13 protein-coding genes and 1 riboswitch are annotated in these 15,932 nt (G+C 68.2%); of the genes, 3 read left to right on the forward strand and 10 right to left on the reverse strand.

The genetic code is table 11. The features are described 5' to 3' along the window. Nucleotides 1-34: 34 nt before the first annotated feature. Entirely contained in the window at nucleotides 35-856 is an 822-nt protein-coding gene (locus tag DPR14_RS06390) for a cell envelope integrity EipB family protein (RefSeq protein ID WP_246148928.1), read from the forward strand. A gap of 12 nt (nucleotides 857-868) precedes the next feature. Here the strand turns inward: DPR14_RS06390 and DPR14_RS06395 are convergent, their stop codons facing one another. Then, on the reverse strand, nucleotides 869-2,230 hold the full coding sequence (locus tag DPR14_RS06395) for a DNA polymerase IV (protein WP_246148930.1): 1,362 nt from the start codon (nucleotides 2,228-2,230) through the stop codon (nucleotides 869-871). Nucleotides 2,231-2,567: 337 nt separating this feature from the next. Between DPR14_RS06395 and DPR14_RS06400 the strand changes: the two genes are divergently transcribed. Next, complete coding sequence (locus DPR14_RS06400) at nucleotides 2,568-2,981, forward strand: response regulator (protein WP_158044404.1); 414 nt, start codon at nucleotides 2,568-2,570, stop codon at nucleotides 2,979-2,981. A 37-nt stretch (nucleotides 2,982-3,018) separates the two neighbouring features. After that, nucleotides 3,019-4,416 (forward strand): PleD family two-component system response regulator, encoded by a 1,398-nt coding sequence (locus DPR14_RS06405; RefSeq protein WP_158044405.1) that lies wholly within the window; start codon nucleotides 3,019-3,021, stop codon nucleotides 4,414-4,416. A gap of 127 nt (nucleotides 4,417-4,543) precedes the next feature. Here DPR14_RS06405 and rpmG read toward each other — a convergent pair whose 3' ends face one another. The 9 genes from rpmG to DPR14_RS06450 form a co-directional block, all read right to left on the reverse strand. Continuing rightward, the gene (gene rpmG / locus DPR14_RS06410; RefSeq protein ID WP_044426262.1) at nucleotides 4,544-4,711 is read right to left on the reverse strand and encodes a 50S ribosomal protein L33; all 168 of its coding nucleotides are present in this window, start codon (nucleotides 4,709-4,711) and stop codon (nucleotides 4,544-4,546) included. A 134-nt stretch (nucleotides 4,712-4,845) separates the two neighbouring features. Beyond that, complete coding sequence (locus tag DPR14_RS06415; protein ID WP_192499317.1) at nucleotides 4,846-6,417, reverse strand: S41 family peptidase; 1,572 nt, start codon at nucleotides 6,415-6,417, stop codon at nucleotides 4,846-4,848. Beyond that, nucleotides 6,393-6,788 (reverse strand): DUF983 domain-containing protein, encoded by a 396-nt coding sequence (locus DPR14_RS06420; protein ID WP_158044406.1) that lies wholly within the window; start codon nucleotides 6,786-6,788, stop codon nucleotides 6,393-6,395. Before DPR14_RS06420 ends, DPR14_RS06415 begins: the two co-directional genes overlap by 25 nt. A 51-nt stretch (nucleotides 6,789-6,839) precedes the next feature. After that, entirely contained in the window at nucleotides 6,840-9,062 is a 2,223-nt protein-coding gene (gene rnr / locus DPR14_RS06425; RefSeq protein ID WP_158044407.1) for a ribonuclease R, read from the reverse strand. A 78-nt stretch (nucleotides 9,063-9,140) separates the two neighbouring features. Further along, the gene (gene topA, locus DPR14_RS06430; protein WP_158044408.1) at nucleotides 9,141-11,960 is read right to left on the reverse strand and encodes a type I DNA topoisomerase; all 2,820 of its coding nucleotides are present in this window, start codon (nucleotides 11,958-11,960) and stop codon (nucleotides 9,141-9,143) included. Between the two features lie 43 nt (nucleotides 11,961-12,003). Next, nucleotides 12,004-13,131 (reverse strand): DNA-processing protein DprA, encoded by a 1,128-nt coding sequence (gene dprA / locus DPR14_RS06435; RefSeq protein WP_158044409.1) that lies wholly within the window; start codon nucleotides 13,129-13,131, stop codon nucleotides 12,004-12,006. A gap of 79 nt (nucleotides 13,132-13,210) precedes the next feature. Beyond that, nucleotides 13,211-14,182 carry an ABC transporter substrate-binding protein gene (locus tag DPR14_RS06440; protein WP_158044410.1) on the reverse strand — a complete coding sequence of 324 codons (972 nt, stop codon included), beginning with the start codon at nucleotides 14,180-14,182 and terminating at the stop codon, nucleotides 13,211-13,213. A 6-nt stretch (nucleotides 14,183-14,188) separates the two neighbouring features. Next, nucleotides 14,189-14,950 carry an ABC transporter permease gene (locus DPR14_RS06445; RefSeq protein ID WP_158048015.1) on the reverse strand — a complete coding sequence of 254 codons (762 nt, stop codon included), beginning with the start codon at nucleotides 14,948-14,950 and terminating at the stop codon, nucleotides 14,189-14,191. A gap of 19 nt (nucleotides 14,951-14,969) precedes the next feature. Continuing rightward, nucleotides 14,970-15,737, reverse strand: coding sequence for an ABC transporter ATP-binding protein (locus tag DPR14_RS06450; RefSeq protein WP_158044411.1), 768 nt, complete (start codon nucleotides 15,735-15,737; stop codon nucleotides 14,970-14,972). Continuing rightward, nucleotides 15,729-15,838: riboswitch (TPP riboswitch) on the reverse strand. Its footprint overlaps the gene before it by 9 nt. Nucleotides 15,839-15,932: the final 94 nt, after the last annotated feature.

The following is a 15,932-nucleotide window of genomic DNA, read 5'->3' on the forward strand; positions in this document are numbered from 1 at the left end:
GTAAACCGCTGTAAACCAATTTGTGGTCGTCACCTTGAAAGATTTCCGCCCCGCTGCCCGCGTCGCCTTGACGGCGTTGCTCGGCCTGCTGACCGTCCCGCTGTCGGCGCTTCCCGCCCGAGCTGCCGTGGAGATCGCCCCGCACCGGGCGATCTACAAGATGTCGCTGGCCTCGGCGCGCAACAGCAGCACCGTTTCCGACGTCCGCGGCCAGATGATGTTCGAATGGGCGGATGCCTGCGACGGCTGGACCATCGAGCAGCGCTTCCAGCTGCGCTTCCAGTATTCCGAGGGCGAGCAAGTCGACATGTCGACCAACTATGCCACGTGGGAGTCGAAGGACGGGCAGTCCTATCGCTTCAACGTCCGCAAGCTGGTCAACGGCGAGCTGGACGAGGAGCTGCGCGGCACCGCCGAGGCCCACGACGACCGGCCCGGCGTTGCCCGCTACCTCAAGCCGGAGGAGCAGGAGATCGAGCTGCCCGGCGGCACCCTGTTCCCCAGCATGCACACGATCCAGCTGCTGAAGCATGCCGCGGCCGGCGACAAGCTGTTCGGCACCACCGTCTTCGACGGCTCCGACACCGAGGGAGCGACCGAGATCAGCGCCGCCCTGGGGCTGCGGACGGAGCCTGCGCTCGACGGCAAGTTCGACGCCAAGCTGCTCCACGGCGCCGTCTGGCCGGTCCGCATGGCGTTCTTCCCCATGGACAGCGACGATGCCGCTCCCGAGTACGAGATGAGCCTGAAGCTGTTCGAGAACGGCGTCGCCCAGTCTATGCTGATCGACTACGGCGATTTCACCGTCGCCGCCGTGCTGGAACAGATCGAGTCGATCCCCCGGCCGCGCTGCTGACATGGCGCCGGTTCAGCGCCGTCTCCGGCGGGGCGGCATCGGCAGTCCTGGCAGCAGCGGGGTGGACCGCGACACGAAGCCGCGCCCCTTCACGACCGCCGTGTCGCCCATCCGGTCCCGCACCTGGTCCATCGCCCGCTCCACCTGGTTGCGGCGCATCCGGTCGGGATCCAGCAGGTCGGGCGGGTCGGCTCGGACGGCTTCGGCCAGGTCGGCGCAGCCGATGCCGATCAGGCGGTACCGGGTGCCGGTCGCCTCGCGTTCCAGCAGGGGCAGGGCCGCCTGGAAGATGGCGTCCGCCATCCGGGTCGGCGCGCCCAGCTTCCGGCTCCGCGTCACCTGGCGGAACTCAGCGGTCTTCAGCTTCAGCACCACCGACCCGCCGGCGAGACCCTGGGCCTTCAGCCGGCGGGCCACCGTCTCGCACAGGGGCCACAGCCGGTTGACCAGCTCGTCCAGGTCGGCGATGTCCTGGTTGAACGTCGTCTCGGCCGAGATGCTCTTGGTCTCCTCGTCAGGATCGACCGTGCGCAGGTCCTCGCCGCGGGCGAACCGGAAGAGACGGCGGCCCATCACGCCGTAGCGCTTCATCAGGTGGTGCTCGTCGCGCTCGCGCAGTTCGGCGATGGTCCGGATGCCGTCCTGCTCCAGCTTCCGCTGCAGGGCGGCCCCGACGCCCCAGATCAGGCCGACCGGCTGGGGCGCCAGGAAGTCCAGCGCCTCGGCCCGCCCGATCGCCTTGAAGCCGCGCGGCTTGTCCAGGTCGCTCGCCACCTTGGCCAGGAACTTGTTGTAGCTGAGCCCGATGGAGGCGGTGATCCCGATTTCAGTCTCAAGCCGCCGCACCAGCCGGATCAGCGTCCGCGCCGGGCTGCCGCCGTGCAGGCGTTCCGTGCCGGTCAGGTCCAGGAAGGCCTCGTCGATCGACAGCGGCTGGACCAGCGGGGTCAGCTCCAGCATCCTGGCCCGAACCTCCCGGCCGACCGCCTGGTACTTCTTCATGTCGGGCGGCAGCACCACCGCGTGGGGGCACAGCGACAGCGCCTTGAACATCGGCATCGCCGAGCGGACGCCGTAGAGCCTGGCGACGTAGCAGCAGGCAGCGACGACTCCGCGCTGTCCGCCGCCGACGATCACCGGCAGGTCCGCCAGTTTCGGATCGTCCCGCTTCTCGACGCTGGCATAGAAGGCGTCGCAGTCGATATGTGCGATCGACAGCGTGTGAAGCTCGGCATGCCGGGTGAGCCGCCGCGATCCGCAGGCAAGGCATCTCACCGCGCCCGGCGCCGCCTCCTCGCCGCAGTCGCGGCACAGGCCGGGGAGGGCCGGTGCGGGTCGAATCAGGCGATCAGCGCCCATCGCGTCGGATTCCATCGCATGTTCTCGAACCGGTTCTTCGTGATCCTGTCCGGGGCGCCGTCGCGCCGAAATCACAGTACATGGACGCGTGCCGGGTTGCCGTGTAAGGTTGGCGCGGGTTGCACTGCCGGGATCATGCCACGCCCGCGCCGCTGCTGTCCGTATAGTTCGCTCGACCTAACCATTCGGAATATGCGTTTTGTGCGTCGTACGTCCCTGCAACAACAGTGCGGTAACCACACCTTAACCTTCGCCTTCTAGAAGTGGATGAGGTGTGCGGCCAACGGCACACCCGGTGCAACCGGCCGTGAGCCGCGGCGGTGCCGGTTGTAAGAGGTCATGGAGAGTTATAATGTCTGCCGATCAAGCTTGGGACGATGTCAAGTCCACCGATCCCGAGGGTGCCAAGCGGGTCCTGATCGTGGAAGACAACGAACTGAACATGAAGCTGTTTCATGACCTGCTCGAGGCCCACGGCTATGCGACATTGCAGACGAAGGACGGTATGGAAGCGCTGAAGATGGCGCGTCTGCACCGGCCCGACCTGATCCTGATGGACATCCAGCTTCCGGAGGTTTCCGGGCTGGAAGTGACAAAATGGATCAAGGAAGACGACGACCTCAAGGCGATTCCCATCATCGCGGTCACCGCGTTCGCCATGAAAGGCGATGAGGAGAAAATTCGCGAAGGAGGTTGCGAGGATTACATCGCCAAACCGATCTCCGTCGCTAAATTTCTCGAAACCGTTCAACGCTTCCTGAGCTGACGGGGCTCTCATGGAAGCGGCCGGAAACTGAGGGGCCATGTCGGCGCGCGTTCTCGTAGTTGACGACGTTCTGCCCAACGTAAAGTTGCTGGCGGCGAAACTCACCCGCGAATATTTCGATGTGATCACGGCCTATAACGGGCCGGAAGCACTCGAACGCATCAAGAAGGAATCTCCGGACATCGTCCTGCTGGACGTCATGATGCCGGGCATGGACGGATTCGAGGTGTGCGAACGCATCCGATCCGATCCGACCACCATGCACATCCCGGTGGTGATGATCACGGCGCTGTCCGACGCCTCAGACCGGGTGCGCGGGCTGGAGGCGGGCGCCGACGATTTCCTGACCAAACCGGTCAACGACATCGCGCTGTTCGCGCGGGTCCGGTCGCTCGTCCGTCTCAAGATGATGATGGACGAATGGCGGCTGCGGGAATCGACCTCCGGCCAGTTCGGCATCCTCGACCAGGCGATGACGGTCCGCAACGAGACCGCGTCCGAGGCCCGGGTGCTGGTGGTCGAGGACAGCCCGATCGACCTGGAGAAGATCGCCGACACCCTGCGTCGGGATACCGACAGCGTGATCGCGGCGGAAACCTCCGCCCAGGCGCTCGAGCTCGGCTTGGCCGAGGATTTCGAGCTGATCATCGTCAGCCTCACCCTGCTCAACGAGGACGCGCTCCGGCTCTGCTCGCTGCTGCGCAGCCATGAGCGCACCCGGCAGGCGCCGATCCTGCTGGTCGCGGATGAAGGCGATCTCGCCCGGGTCGCCAAGGGGCTGGAGCTGGGGGCGAACGACTACCTGCTCAAGCCGATCGACCGCAACGAGCTGCTGGCCCGCGTCCGGACCCAGGTCCGGCGCAAGCGGTACCATGAAAAGCTCCGGCACAATTACGAGCAGAGCCTGTCCATGGCCCTGACCGACAGCCTGACCGGGGTGTTCAACCGCCGCTACGTCAATGCCCACCTGCCGCGCCTGATGGAGCGGAGCTGGGAGAGCCAGAAGCCGGTCGCCATCCTGATGTTCGACATCGACCACTTCAAGACCGTCAACGACACCTACGGCCACGGAGTCGGCGACGAGGTGCTGAAGGAGGTCGCGGCGCGTGCCAACCGGAACCTGCGCAACTTCGACCTGGTGGCCCGCTACGGCGGCGAGGAATTCATCGTCGTGATGCCCGACACCGACCGCGAATCGGCCATCGCCGTCGCCGAGCGGCTACGCCGGCGCGTCGGCGAGGACGTGTTCGCCGTCAGCGCTCCGGTGGGTGAGATCACGGTCACCATCAGTATCGGCATCTCCGTCGTGGATGGGGCTACCGATACCGCCGAGGCTATGCTGAAGCGGGCCGACGACGCGCTCTACCGGGCCAAGCGCTCCGGCCGCAACAAGACCGTCGCCGCCGACGACGCCCAGGCCCCGATCCGGGCCTAGCTGTTGCGGAAGGGGCGGCGTCCCGCCGCTCCCTGATGCACGGGACCGGCACTCTCCAGAAACACGAAATCTCCAGAAACACGAAAGGCCGCCCGGGGGGCGGCCTTTCGTTTCCGTTCGAGACGGATTACTTGATCTTCGCTTCCTTGAAAGCGACGTGCTGGCGCACGACCGGATCGTATTTCCGGAACTCAAGCTTCTCTGTGGTCTTGCGGGGGTTCTTCTTCTTCACATAAAAGAAGCCGGTGCCAGCCGAGCTGACAAGCCGGATCAGAACGGTATTCTGTTTCGCCATAACTCTGGATCCCGTGTTCGTCCGCGATGCTCCAGGATCGCGTTGACCCGGTAGCACGACAAAGTGAGCGCGGAAGATACCCGGCTGGCCGCCGGAGTCAAGTCCCGGGCCGGGAAACCCTTACGATTTCCGGCTCACCGCTCCGCGAGCAACGTCGTCGAAAGCTGAAGCGCCCGCTGGTACAGCGCCCGATCCGCCAGCAGCCGTTTCGCGACCCGCAGGTCCAGGTCGGCCTCGTGGGTCTTCCAGGGGCAGGCGTCGCGCAGCTGGTGGAGCGCCGACTCGTCGTCCGGGGCCGCCGAGCGCCAGCTCGCCAGCGTGCCGGGCATTCCGAGCCGGCCGGCCTGAAGCTGGCTGATCACGGCATCGGCGTCGCTGGGGTCCTTGCTGGTGCAGATCGTCGGCGTGACGCCCTGCCGGTGCAGCGTGTATCCCGACGGGGCGTAGATCCTCGACCAGGTCAGGAACAGCTCGCCGTCGTTGGGCAGGCGGGTGACGGTCTGGACGCTGCCCTTGCCGAAGGAGGAGGCGCCGACCACCACGGCGCGCCCGCTGTCCTGAAGGGCTGCGGCCACGATCTCCGACGCGGAGGCTGAGCGGCCGTCCATCAGCACGACCAGCGGCAGGCCATCGGTCTGGTCGTCGTGGGTGGCGTCGAACTGCTGGATACTGTCGGGATGCCGTCCGGCCGTCGTGATGATACGCCCCTGCGGGATGAACAGGTCGGCGACGGCGACCGCCTGGTCGAGCAGGCCGCCGGGATTGCCGCGCAGGTCCAGCACGAACCCGACCGCCTTGCGGCCCATCTGGGTGCGCGCGACGTCGATCGCCTCGCGCACGTTCAGCGAGGTCGCGGCGTTGAAGCGCTCGATCGACAGCACGGCCACGCCGTTGTCGATCGAGATGGCGACCGTGTTGGGGATCACCCGCTCGCGCCGGAGCGGGACCCGGCGGCTCTGTCCGCCGGCGGCGGCCTCGACCGTGACCAGCACGAGGGTGCCCGACGGGCCGCGCAGCCGGTCCCGGACATCCTGAAGGCTCATGTAGCCCGTGAGGTCGCCGTCGATGGCGATGATCGACTCGCCCGACTTGAGCCCGGCACGGGCGGCCGGAGCGTGGCCGACCAGTTCGCTGATGACGAACCGGCCGTCCTTGGTCTCCACCCCGACGCCCACTCCGCCATAGCCTTCGCGCTGCGCCCGCTCGTTGCCCGCCCGCTGGGCGCTGGTGTAGCGGGAATAGCTGTCCAGGTCGGCCATGATGGCGTCGAACACGGTCTGGTAGATGTCTTCCGGCGAGGCTTGGCGCAGGGGCGTGGAACTCAACCGAACCCGCTCGATCGCCTGCGCGGTGACGGCGGCCCAGCCGCCCGCGTCATTGGCCGGAGGTGCCGTGAACTCGCCGACCGGCTGGCCGTTGCTGGTGACCCGCACGGTGCTGGGCGAGCGGTCGACGGCGATGGCCGCGTCCATCTTGGACAACCCGCGCAGACCGTCGGTGGTCAACTGTCCCATGTCCACCGGGTTCAGGTAAATCTCCGCGATCCTGCCGTAGCCAACGGCGAAGACCTGCTCGCCGATCTGCGATGGCGGCGTCTGGGCCGCCAGCGAGGATGGCTCCGCCGTACATCCCGCGAGCAGCAGGACACCCATCAGCGCGCCGGAAAAACCGCGGCGCGGCCTCAGCTTTTCATGCGAAGTGCCCATTGCGCTCCGATTACGGCTCCCTTGATCGGCGGAAGCAAGGCGAGGGTCAGCAGCAGGGTCATCGGCACCCAGGTCACCATGTGTACCCAAGGTTCCGGATGGAAATTCCGTTCCAGCAGCAGCATGCCGGGAATGACGACGTGGCCCACCACGAAGATCGTGAAGTAGGGCGGCGCGTCGTCGGCGCGATAGGCGCTTGTCTCCAGCCCGCAATCGGGACAATTCGGGACGACCGTCACGTAACGGGAAAACAGATGGCTGCGGCCACATCCCGGGCAGCGGCGGCGGATGCCCCGCAACAGCCCCGTCAGGAAGGAGCCTGGCGGCGGTTCGAGTTCCCGGGAGCGCTGCATCTGGGGCGGTTCGTCCATGGAACAGAGTATTATCACGAATCGCGTCTTTTGCCAGTGGCGCGGGTGGCTTTACCGATCGCGCCGTTTGCCGCGGGCTTTCGATTTTCCGGGCGAACCGCGCAGCCAGGGCAGGTCGGCGCCGTCGTCCTCCAGCAGGACGAAGAGCGTGCTGCCGAGCACCGGGTCGGCCTCGACCAGCTTGACCTTGACCGGGGCGCCCAGCCGGTAGCTCCGGCCCGACCGGCGGCCGACCAGCGCGTGGCTGCGCTCCTGGTGCTCGTACTGGTCGTCGGGCAGCGAACTGACCGGTACCAGCCCGTCGGCGCCGGTCTCGTCCAGTTCGACGAACAGCCCGAACCGGGTCACCCCGGTGATCCGCCCGCTGAAGGTGGCGCCCACCCGCTCGGCCAGGAACGCCGCCGTGAAGCGGTCGCCCGCGTCCCGCTCGGCCAGCGCCGCGCGGCGTTCCGTCGACGAGATATGCTCCGCGATCTCGGTCATCCGGGCCGCCTCCGCATCGTCCAGGCCGCCGGCGCCCAGGCCATGGGCCCGGATCAAGGCGCGGTGGACCACAAGGTCGGCATAGCGGCGGATCGGCGAGGTGAAATGGGCGTAGCGCCGCAGCGCCAGGCCGAAATGGCCGATGTTTTCCGGATCGTAGGACGCCTGGGCCTGCGAGCGCAGGATCACTTCGCTGATCACCGCCGCTTCCGGCCTGCCGCGCACCCGCTCCAGGATTCCGGTGAAGTCGGAGGGCTTCAAGGTCCCCTGCGCCAGCTTGTGGCCCATCCCGTGCAGGAACTCGCGCAGCGACTCCAGCTTGTTCATGGACGGCTGGTCGTGGACCCGGTAGATGCAGGGGGCCCCCTTGGCCTCCAGCGCCTCCGCCGCCGCGACGTTGGCGCAGATCATGAACTCCTCGATCAGCCGGTGGCTGTCCAGGCGCTTGCGCGGCGTGATCGCGACCACGCCGCCGCGCTCGTCCAGCCTGACCTGCCGCTCCGGCAGATCCAGCTCCAGCGTCCCGCGCCGCGCCCGAGCCTCGTTCAGCGTCCGGAAGGCGCCGTAGAGCGGCGCGATCACCGGACCCAGCAGCGGCCCGACGTCGTCGTCCGGGGCGCCGTCGCACGCCGCCTGGACCTGCTCATAGGTCAGCCGCGCCGCGGATCGCATCAGCCCGCGGACGAAGCGGTGGCGCGTCAACTCGCCGCGCGCGTCGATCCACAGATGGACCGCCAGGCAGGCGCGGTCCTCCCCCGGCCGAAGCGAGCAGAGGTCGTTGGACAGCGCCTCCGGCAGCATCGGCACGACCCGGTCTGGGAAATAGGCCGAGTTGCCGCGCTGGAACGCCGCCCGGTCGAGCGGCCGGCCCGGCCGGACATAAAAGGCGACGTCGGCGATCGCGACCAGCGCGTGCCAGCCGCCGGGCACCTCCGGATCGGGCTCGGCCCAGACCGCATCGTCGAAGTCCCGCGCGTCGGCGCCGTCGATGGTCACCAGCGGGATGTCGCGCAGATCGATGCGTCCTTCCAGCGTCGGCGGCTCGGCGCGCCCGGCCTCCTCCAGCGCCGCCTCGCTGAACACGGTGGGGAGGTCCTGGGAATGGATCGCGATCAGGCTGATCGAGCGCGGGTTCGCCATGTCGCTCAGCCGCTCGACCACCCGGGCCTGCTTGAGGCCGAACCGGCTGGACGGCAGCACTTCCGCCAACACCAGTTCGCCGTTCTCCGCGTCGCCCGAATTGGCCGGGGTGACCAGGAACTCCGCGCGCTGGCGCTTGTCGGTCGGGCGCAGGCGGGCGCCGTCGGGCGTCATCTCGTAGATGCCCAGCACCCGGGCGGTGCCGTGCTTCTCCAGCTTGCGGATGGTCCGGCCGGCATAGACCCGGTCCTTCTGCCGGCTCAACTGGGCCAGCACCCGGTCGCCGGGCAGCAATGCCGGGTGGCCGCGCCGTTCCGGCTGCATGAAGATCTTCGGCGGCGGCTCGTCCAAGGTCCAGGCCACGGGGCGGGCCACGACCTCGCCGTCGGTGTCGATCTCCACCACTTCGAGCACGCTGACCGCCGGAAGCGCCGCCGGCGGGGCCAGCCGCCGCGCCCGATCGCGCTCGACGGCACCCTCGCTTTCCAGGTCCTTCAGCAGCTCCTTCAGGGCGATGCGGTCGTCGCTCTTCAGCTTGAACTCCCGCGCGATCTCCCGCTTGCCCACGGGTACCGGACTGTTCCGGATGAAGGCGAGGATCTCGTCCCGTGACGGGAGGGCGGCGGGCTTCTTCTGGTTCTCTTCAGCCAATGGAACTCTGTTTCTACGCAATGGGTCGAAGTCACCGCAGGTCGGCTAGAGCGAAGCGGCAGCCGACCTGCGGATCCCCTAATCGCCCGACGCGACGGCGCGCGCCTTGGGTTTTGTCGCGGCGGCCGGCTTCTTGGCCGGTGCCTTCTTCGGCGCCGCCTTGGCCGCCGCCGGCTTCTTCGCCGGGGCTTCCTCAACGTCCTTCACTTTTTCCACGGGAGCCGCCTTGGCGGCCTTGCCCTTGGCCGCCGGGGCCTTGCCGCCGTCCTTGGCCGCCTTGGCGTCCAGCAGCTCGATCGCCTGCTGCAGGGTCAGCTCCTCGGCGGCGGGGACCATGGCCTTGGGCAGCGACGCCATCAGCTTGCCGTGCTTCACATAGGGACCGAACCGGCCGTTGTTGAGGCTTACCGGCTTGCCGTCGCGCGGATGGTCGCCCAGGGCGCGGCCGGGCACCTGCGCCGGTCCCTTCTTGGCTTCCGCCAGCAGGACGACCGCCCGGTTCAGCCCCACGGTCAGCACATCGTCGTCCGGGGCCAGGGACTTGTAGGTCGAACCGAGCTTCAGGTAGGGCCCGAACCGGCCGATGCCGGCCGTGATCATGTCCTTGGTCTCCGGATGCGGCCCGACGTCGCGCGGCAGCGCCAGCAGCTTCAGCGCGGTCTCCAGGTCGATCTCGGTCGGCGACATGCCCTTGGGCAGGGAAACACGCTTGGGCTTCTCCACCTCGGCCTTGGGCTTCGCCTTGGCTTTGCCCTTGGTCTTCTTGGCTCCGGCCTCCGGTTCGGGCTCGGGCGCCGCCACCTCGACCGGCGGAGCCGCCTCGCGGCGCGGCCCCAGCTGGACATAGGCGCCGTAAGGCCCGCGCCGCACGCTGACCGGCAGCCCGGTCGCCGGATCGTCGCCCAGCTCGCGCGGCCCATCGGCCAGGGCGTCGGCCTCCTCGTCTCCGGTCGCGACCGCCAGCGAGCGGGTATAGCGGCACTCCGGATAATTGGAGCAGCCGATGAAGGCACCGTTCCGGCTCAGCTTCAGGCCGAGCCTGCCCGCGTGGCAGGACGGGCAGACGCGGGGATCGGTGCCGTCCTTGGTCGCGCTGGGGAAGAAGTGCGGTCCCAGTTCCTTGTCCAACTCGTCGATCACCTGGGTGATCGTCAGGTCCTTGGTGCCCTCGACCGCGGCCGAGAAGGCTTTCCAGAAGTCCCGGAGAACCGTCTTCCAGTCGAGCCGACCGCCAGACACGTCGTCCAGCTTGGACTCCAGGTCGGCGGTGAAGTTGTACTCGACATAGCGCTCGAAGAAGCTGGTCAGGAACGCGGTCACCAGCCGGCCGCGGTCCTGCGGGACGAAGCGCCGCTTGTCCAGCTCCACATAGTCGCGGTCCTGGAGCACCTGCATGATGCTGGCATAGGTCGAGGGGCGCCCGATGCCCAGCTCCTCCAGCTTCTTCACCAGGCTCGCCTCGGTGTAGCGCGGAGGAGGCTGGGTGAAATGCTGCTCGGGATCGACCGCGCCGCGCTTCATCGCGTCGCCTTCCTTGACCGGCGGCAGCCGCGCCTCGGCCTCGTCCTCGGCGGCGAGCTTCTCGTCCACCGAGTCGTCGCGCTCCTCCTGGTAGACCCGGAGGAAGCCGTCGAACAGCACGACCGAGCCGGTCGCCCGGAGCACCGCCTTGCCGTCCGACGACGCGATGTCCACCGCCACCTGGTCGAGCACCGCGCTCTCCATCTGCGAGGCGACGGTCCGTTTCCAGATCAGCTCGTAGAGGCGCAACTCGTCCCGTTCCAGCTGGTGGGCCACATCCTCCGGCCGGCGCAGCAGGTCGGTCGGGCGGATCGCCTCGTGCGCTTCCTGGGCGTTCTTGGCGGTCGACTTGTAGATCCTCGGGCTCTCCGGCACATAGTCGCCGCCGTACTGGGAGCCGATCAGCTCTCGCACCTGTCCGATCGCGTCGTTGGAAAGCTGGACGCCGTCGGTCCGCATATAGGTGATCAGGCCGACCGCCTCGCCGCCGATATCGACGCCCTCGTAGAGCTTCTGGGCGACCCGCATGGTCCGGGTGGCGCCCATGCCCAGCTTGCGCGACGCCTCCTGCTGGAGGGTCGAGGTCGTGAAGGGCGGGTAGGGGTTCCGCTTGACCTGCTTGTGCTCGACCGAATGGACGGCGTAGCTCAGCGGCTTCAGCCGTTCGACCACCGCGTTCGCGGCGCCGGCCTCGCCCAGCGCGAACTTGTCCAGGCGCTTGCCGTCCAACTGGGTCAGCCGCGCCTTGACCTGCGCGCCTCCGGCGGTCTGGAAGGTGACCTCGATCGACCAGTATTCCTGCGGCCGGAAGACCTCGATCTCGGCCTCGCGCTCGCAGATCAGCCGCAGCGCCACCGACTGCACGCGTCCCGCCGACCGCGATCCCGGAAGCTTCCGCCACAGGACCGGCGACAGGGTGAAACCCACCAGATAGTCCAGCGCCCGGCGCGCCAGATAGGCCTCGATCAACTCGCGGTTAAGGTCGCGCGGACGCTTCATGGCGTCCAGGACGGCGCCCTTGGTGATCTCGTTGAAGGTGACCCGGCGGACGTCGACCTTGTCGAGCAGCTTCGCCTCGCGCAGCACTTCCTGCACGTGCCAGGCGATCGCCTCCCCCTCGCGATCCGGGTCGGTGGCCAGGAAGACGTGGTCCACGCCGCGGATGGCGCGCGAGATTTCGTCGACATGGCGCTTGGACCGGTCGCCCAGTTCCCAGGACATTGCGAAGTCTTCCTCGGGACGAACGGAGCCGTCCTTCGGCGGGAGATCCCGAATATGGCCGAAACTGGCCAAAACGGTGAAGTCCGGACCAAGATACTTGTTGATCGTCTTCGCTTTGGCCGGGGATTCGACGATGACTAGATTGCTGCCAGACAAGCGAAATCCGCCTCTTGTTTGCGTTCGGTCTCTTTTTCAGTTTTTATTGCTGAATCAGGACGACCTGATTTCCGGGCAGATGCTGAACCCGACCGGCAAGGTCAAGCTCAGTCAGCACGCTCCGTACTACCGACGCAGACAATTGGCACCCTCTGACCAGTTCGTCAACGGGGACCGGTGTATAACCCAAGCATTCCATCAGCCGGTCGCGGATTTCCTCGAAGCTCGCATCATCCAGGTGCATGGGCTTCGCGGCGGAGAAAAGGTCCGGTTCCCGCTCCCGCAATTTCGGCGCCTCGACTCCCGTGAAGGCCTGGATGATGTCGTCGGCGCCCTCGGCGAAACTGGCGCCGTTGCGCAGCAGGTCGTTGGGTCCGCGCGAGCGCGGGTCGAGCGGCGAACCCGGGACCGCGAAGACGTCGCGGCCCTGTTCCGCCGCCGTTCGCGCGGTGATCAGCGACCCGGATTTCGGCGTCGCCTCGACGATGACCACGCCCAGCGACAGGCCGGAGATGATGCGGTTCCGCCGGGGGAAGTGGCGCGCCATGGGCTGGGTGCCCATCGGACATTCGGCCACCACGGCGCCCTGCTCGGCGATCCGGGCATGGAGCGCCGCGTTCTCCTCCGGGTAGATCACGTCCACGCCGCCGGCCACCACCGCGACGGTGCCGGTGCCCAGCGATCCGGCATGGGCGCTGGTGTCGATCCCGCGCGCCATGCCCGAGACCACGACGAACCCGGCCGCTCCCAGGTCGCGGGCCATCGTCTCCGCGAAGCGCTTGCCGTTGGTCGAGGCGTTGCGGGCGCCGACCATGCCGATGCAGCGGCCGCGCAGCAGATGCGCATGTCCCTTCACCGCGATGACCGGGGGCGCGTCCTCGATCGCGGCCAGCGCAACCGGGTAGTCGGGCTCGCACGAGGCGATAAGCCGCACCTCCGCCTTGCGGGCCGCCGCGATCTCCCGCTCGGCCTCGGCCTTCGAGCATATCCGCAGCGGTGCCGTGCGGCCTCCACGCCGGGCGAGGTCGGGCAGCGCCTTGATGGCCTGGGTGGCCGTGTCGTACCGCTCCAGCAGGCGGGCGAAGGTCACCGGACCGACATTCTCGGTCCGGATCAGCCGCAGCCAGTCGATCCGCTCGGCATCCGATAGTGCGCGTCTCAGTTGAATCATGCCGCACGATACCGCAGAACGCGGCATGATCAACATCTGCCGCACACGCAACTATGCGGCATAATGGCAAGGACGGCGCTCAGCGAAGCTCGACCGCGTAGTCCGCCAGATTCGGAATCTCCCCGATCAACTCCCGCTCCTTCAAGAACTTCGCGAACCGCTCGTAGCGCCTCGCGTCCAGCGCCGAGGGGCTGTGGGCGAAGCGGGGCAGGGTGTCGCGCCAGGCGCGCCGGTTCAGCTCGTCGTCCAACTCGGGGTTAGCCTTGACGAACAGCTTCCACGACTCGGCCGGATGGTTGATCAGGTACAGCGTGCCGCGCTCGACCGCGTCCAGGAAGCGGGGCAGGCGCGGGTCGGCGATCTTCTCGCGGTTGGCGACGATGACCAGCTCGTCATAGGGCGGAACGCCGTGCTCCTCCGGATAGAAGGCGCGGCCGGCCTTGCCCTCGATGTCGAGCTGGTTCAGCTCGAAGTTCCGGTAGGCCCCGACCACCGCGTCGACCTGTTCCGACAGCAGCGCCGGCGACAGGCTGAAATTGACGTTGACCAGTTCCACGTCGGACAGCTTCAGCCCCGCGTTCTCCAGCATCGCGCCGAGCAGGGCGTCCTCCAGCCCGCCGACCGAGTAGCCGACCTTGCGCCCTTTCAAGTCCGCGATCGATTTGACCGGCCCGTCCGCCAGCACGACCACCGTGTTCAACGGCGTCGCGATCAGCGTCCCGATCCGGGTCAGCGGCAGACCCTCGGCCGCCTGCATCTGGAGCTGCGGCTGGTACGAGACCGCCAGGTCGGCCCGGCCCGCGGCGACCAGCTTGGGCGGGTCGTTCGGGTCGGCCGGGGCCACCATCTCGACCTCCAGCCCGGCGTCGCGGAAATATCCCATCTCCCGCGCCACGTACAGCGGCGCGTGGTCGGGATTCACGAACCAGTCCAGCAGGATTGTGAGCTTGTCCTGGGCCAGTGCGGGCGCCGAGGTGGCGATGCCGGCCGCCAGGACCAACCCCGCCAGCCCGGCCTTCAGGAACGATCGGCGCGATGCTTCGGTACGCATGGGTGTTCAGTCCCTCTCTTCGTCTGGATTCTTGTCCCGTTGCCACGGCAGGGCGCGGCGCAGCAGCGCGTCCACCGCGAAATAGAGCGTCACCGCTATGGCCGCCAAGGTCAGCAATGCTGCGAACATCAGGTCCACCTGCATGCGCCCGTTGGCGTGCAGCATCAGGTATCCGAGCCCGGCCGACGCCCCGACCCACTCGCCCACGACGGCGCCGATCGGCGCCACCGCCGTGGCGACCCGCAGGCCGGAGGCGAAGGCGGGCAATGCTGCCGGCAGGCGGATGCGCAGCAGCGTCGTCCAGCGCGACCCGCCCATGGTCCGGGCGAGGTCCAGCCAGCCCGGCTCGGTCCGCCTCAGCCCGTCGAAGAAGGCCGATGTGACCGGGAAATAGATGATCAGGGTCGCCATCGCGACCTTGGACGCCATGCCGTAGCCCAGCCACAGCACCAGCAGCGGCGCCAGCGCGAACACCGGGATCGCCTGGCTGAACACCAGCACCGGCATCAGCCAGCGCCGCGCCGGCCGGAAATAGCTGAGCGTCAATGCCGTGACGGCGCCCAGCACGACGCCGAGCGCCAGCCCGCCCAGGATCTCCCCGATCGTGAACAGCGCGTGATAGCCGATCAGGCCGGCCCGCTCCCATAGCGCCACCGCCACCCGCGCCGGATCGGGCAGGATGAAGCGCGGCACCCCGGTGCCCCAGACCAGCGCCTGCCACGCCGCGACCAGGACCACGGCGGTCACCACAGGCCGTACCGCCCGCATCATCACGACGCCCCTGTCCTCATGACGAGAGCCGCCTCAGCAACTCGGCCTGGCGCGCCAGAAGCGCCGGATCGTCGGCCGGCCGCGGCGGCGTCCCCTCCGGCGAGATCGCCGGCCCGATTTCCGCCGGCTGTCCCGCCATCACGTGGATCCGGTGCCCGATCCGCAAGGCCTCCAGCGGGTCGTGGGTGACCAGAAGCACCGTCCTGCCCGCCAGCAGACCGGCCGCCAGTTCCTGGAGCCTCAGCCGGGTGATCGCGTCCAGCGCCGAGAACGGCTCGTCCATCAACACGACCGGCCGGTCCTCCATCAGGGTGCGGGCCAGCGCCACCCGCTGCCGCATGCCGCCCGACAGTTCCGCCGGCCGGGCCTGCAGCCGGTCGCCGAGCCCGACCGCGTCGAGCAGCCCGCGCGCCCGGTCCACCAGGGCGGCACCCACCGCCTCGCCGCGCAGCCTCGGCCCCAGCAGGACGTTGTCCAGCGCGCCGAGCCACGGCAGGAGCAGGTCCTGCTGCGCCATGTAGGCGACCCGGCCGTCCAGCGGTCGCCCGTCCTCCGCGGTCAGCACCGTCGGCGGCTCCGGATCGGCCAGCCCGGCGATCAGCCGCAGCAGCGTGGTCTTGCCGACGCCGCTGGGTCCCAGGAGGCAGGTGCAGCCGCCGCCTTCCAGCGCGAAATCCAGCCCGTCGAACAGCCGCACGCCGCCATAGGTCAGGCGGGCCCGCTCAATTCTCACGCCGATGCTGGGAGGACGGGCCGACACGGTCGGCCGCACGAGGTCGTGCATGGGTCACTGATCCCTACGCCGGTATCAACCGGATCAGGTTCCAGGGGTCGTCCCGCGTCTTGGGACCTCTCAGCCGACCATCGGCTCCCCCAGTGAGGTTGGACAGACTATTGCAAGTCCGCGAGGCCGTGGCAAGGCGCCGGGACACCGAATACGCACATAGTTGACGAATCGCGGGTGCCGGCCTAGGTCAGG

It is taken from the genome of Skermanella pratensis, assembly GCF_008843145.1.
GTDB classification, from domain to species: domain Bacteria; phylum Pseudomonadota; class Alphaproteobacteria; order Azospirillales; family Azospirillaceae; genus Skermanella; species Skermanella pratensis.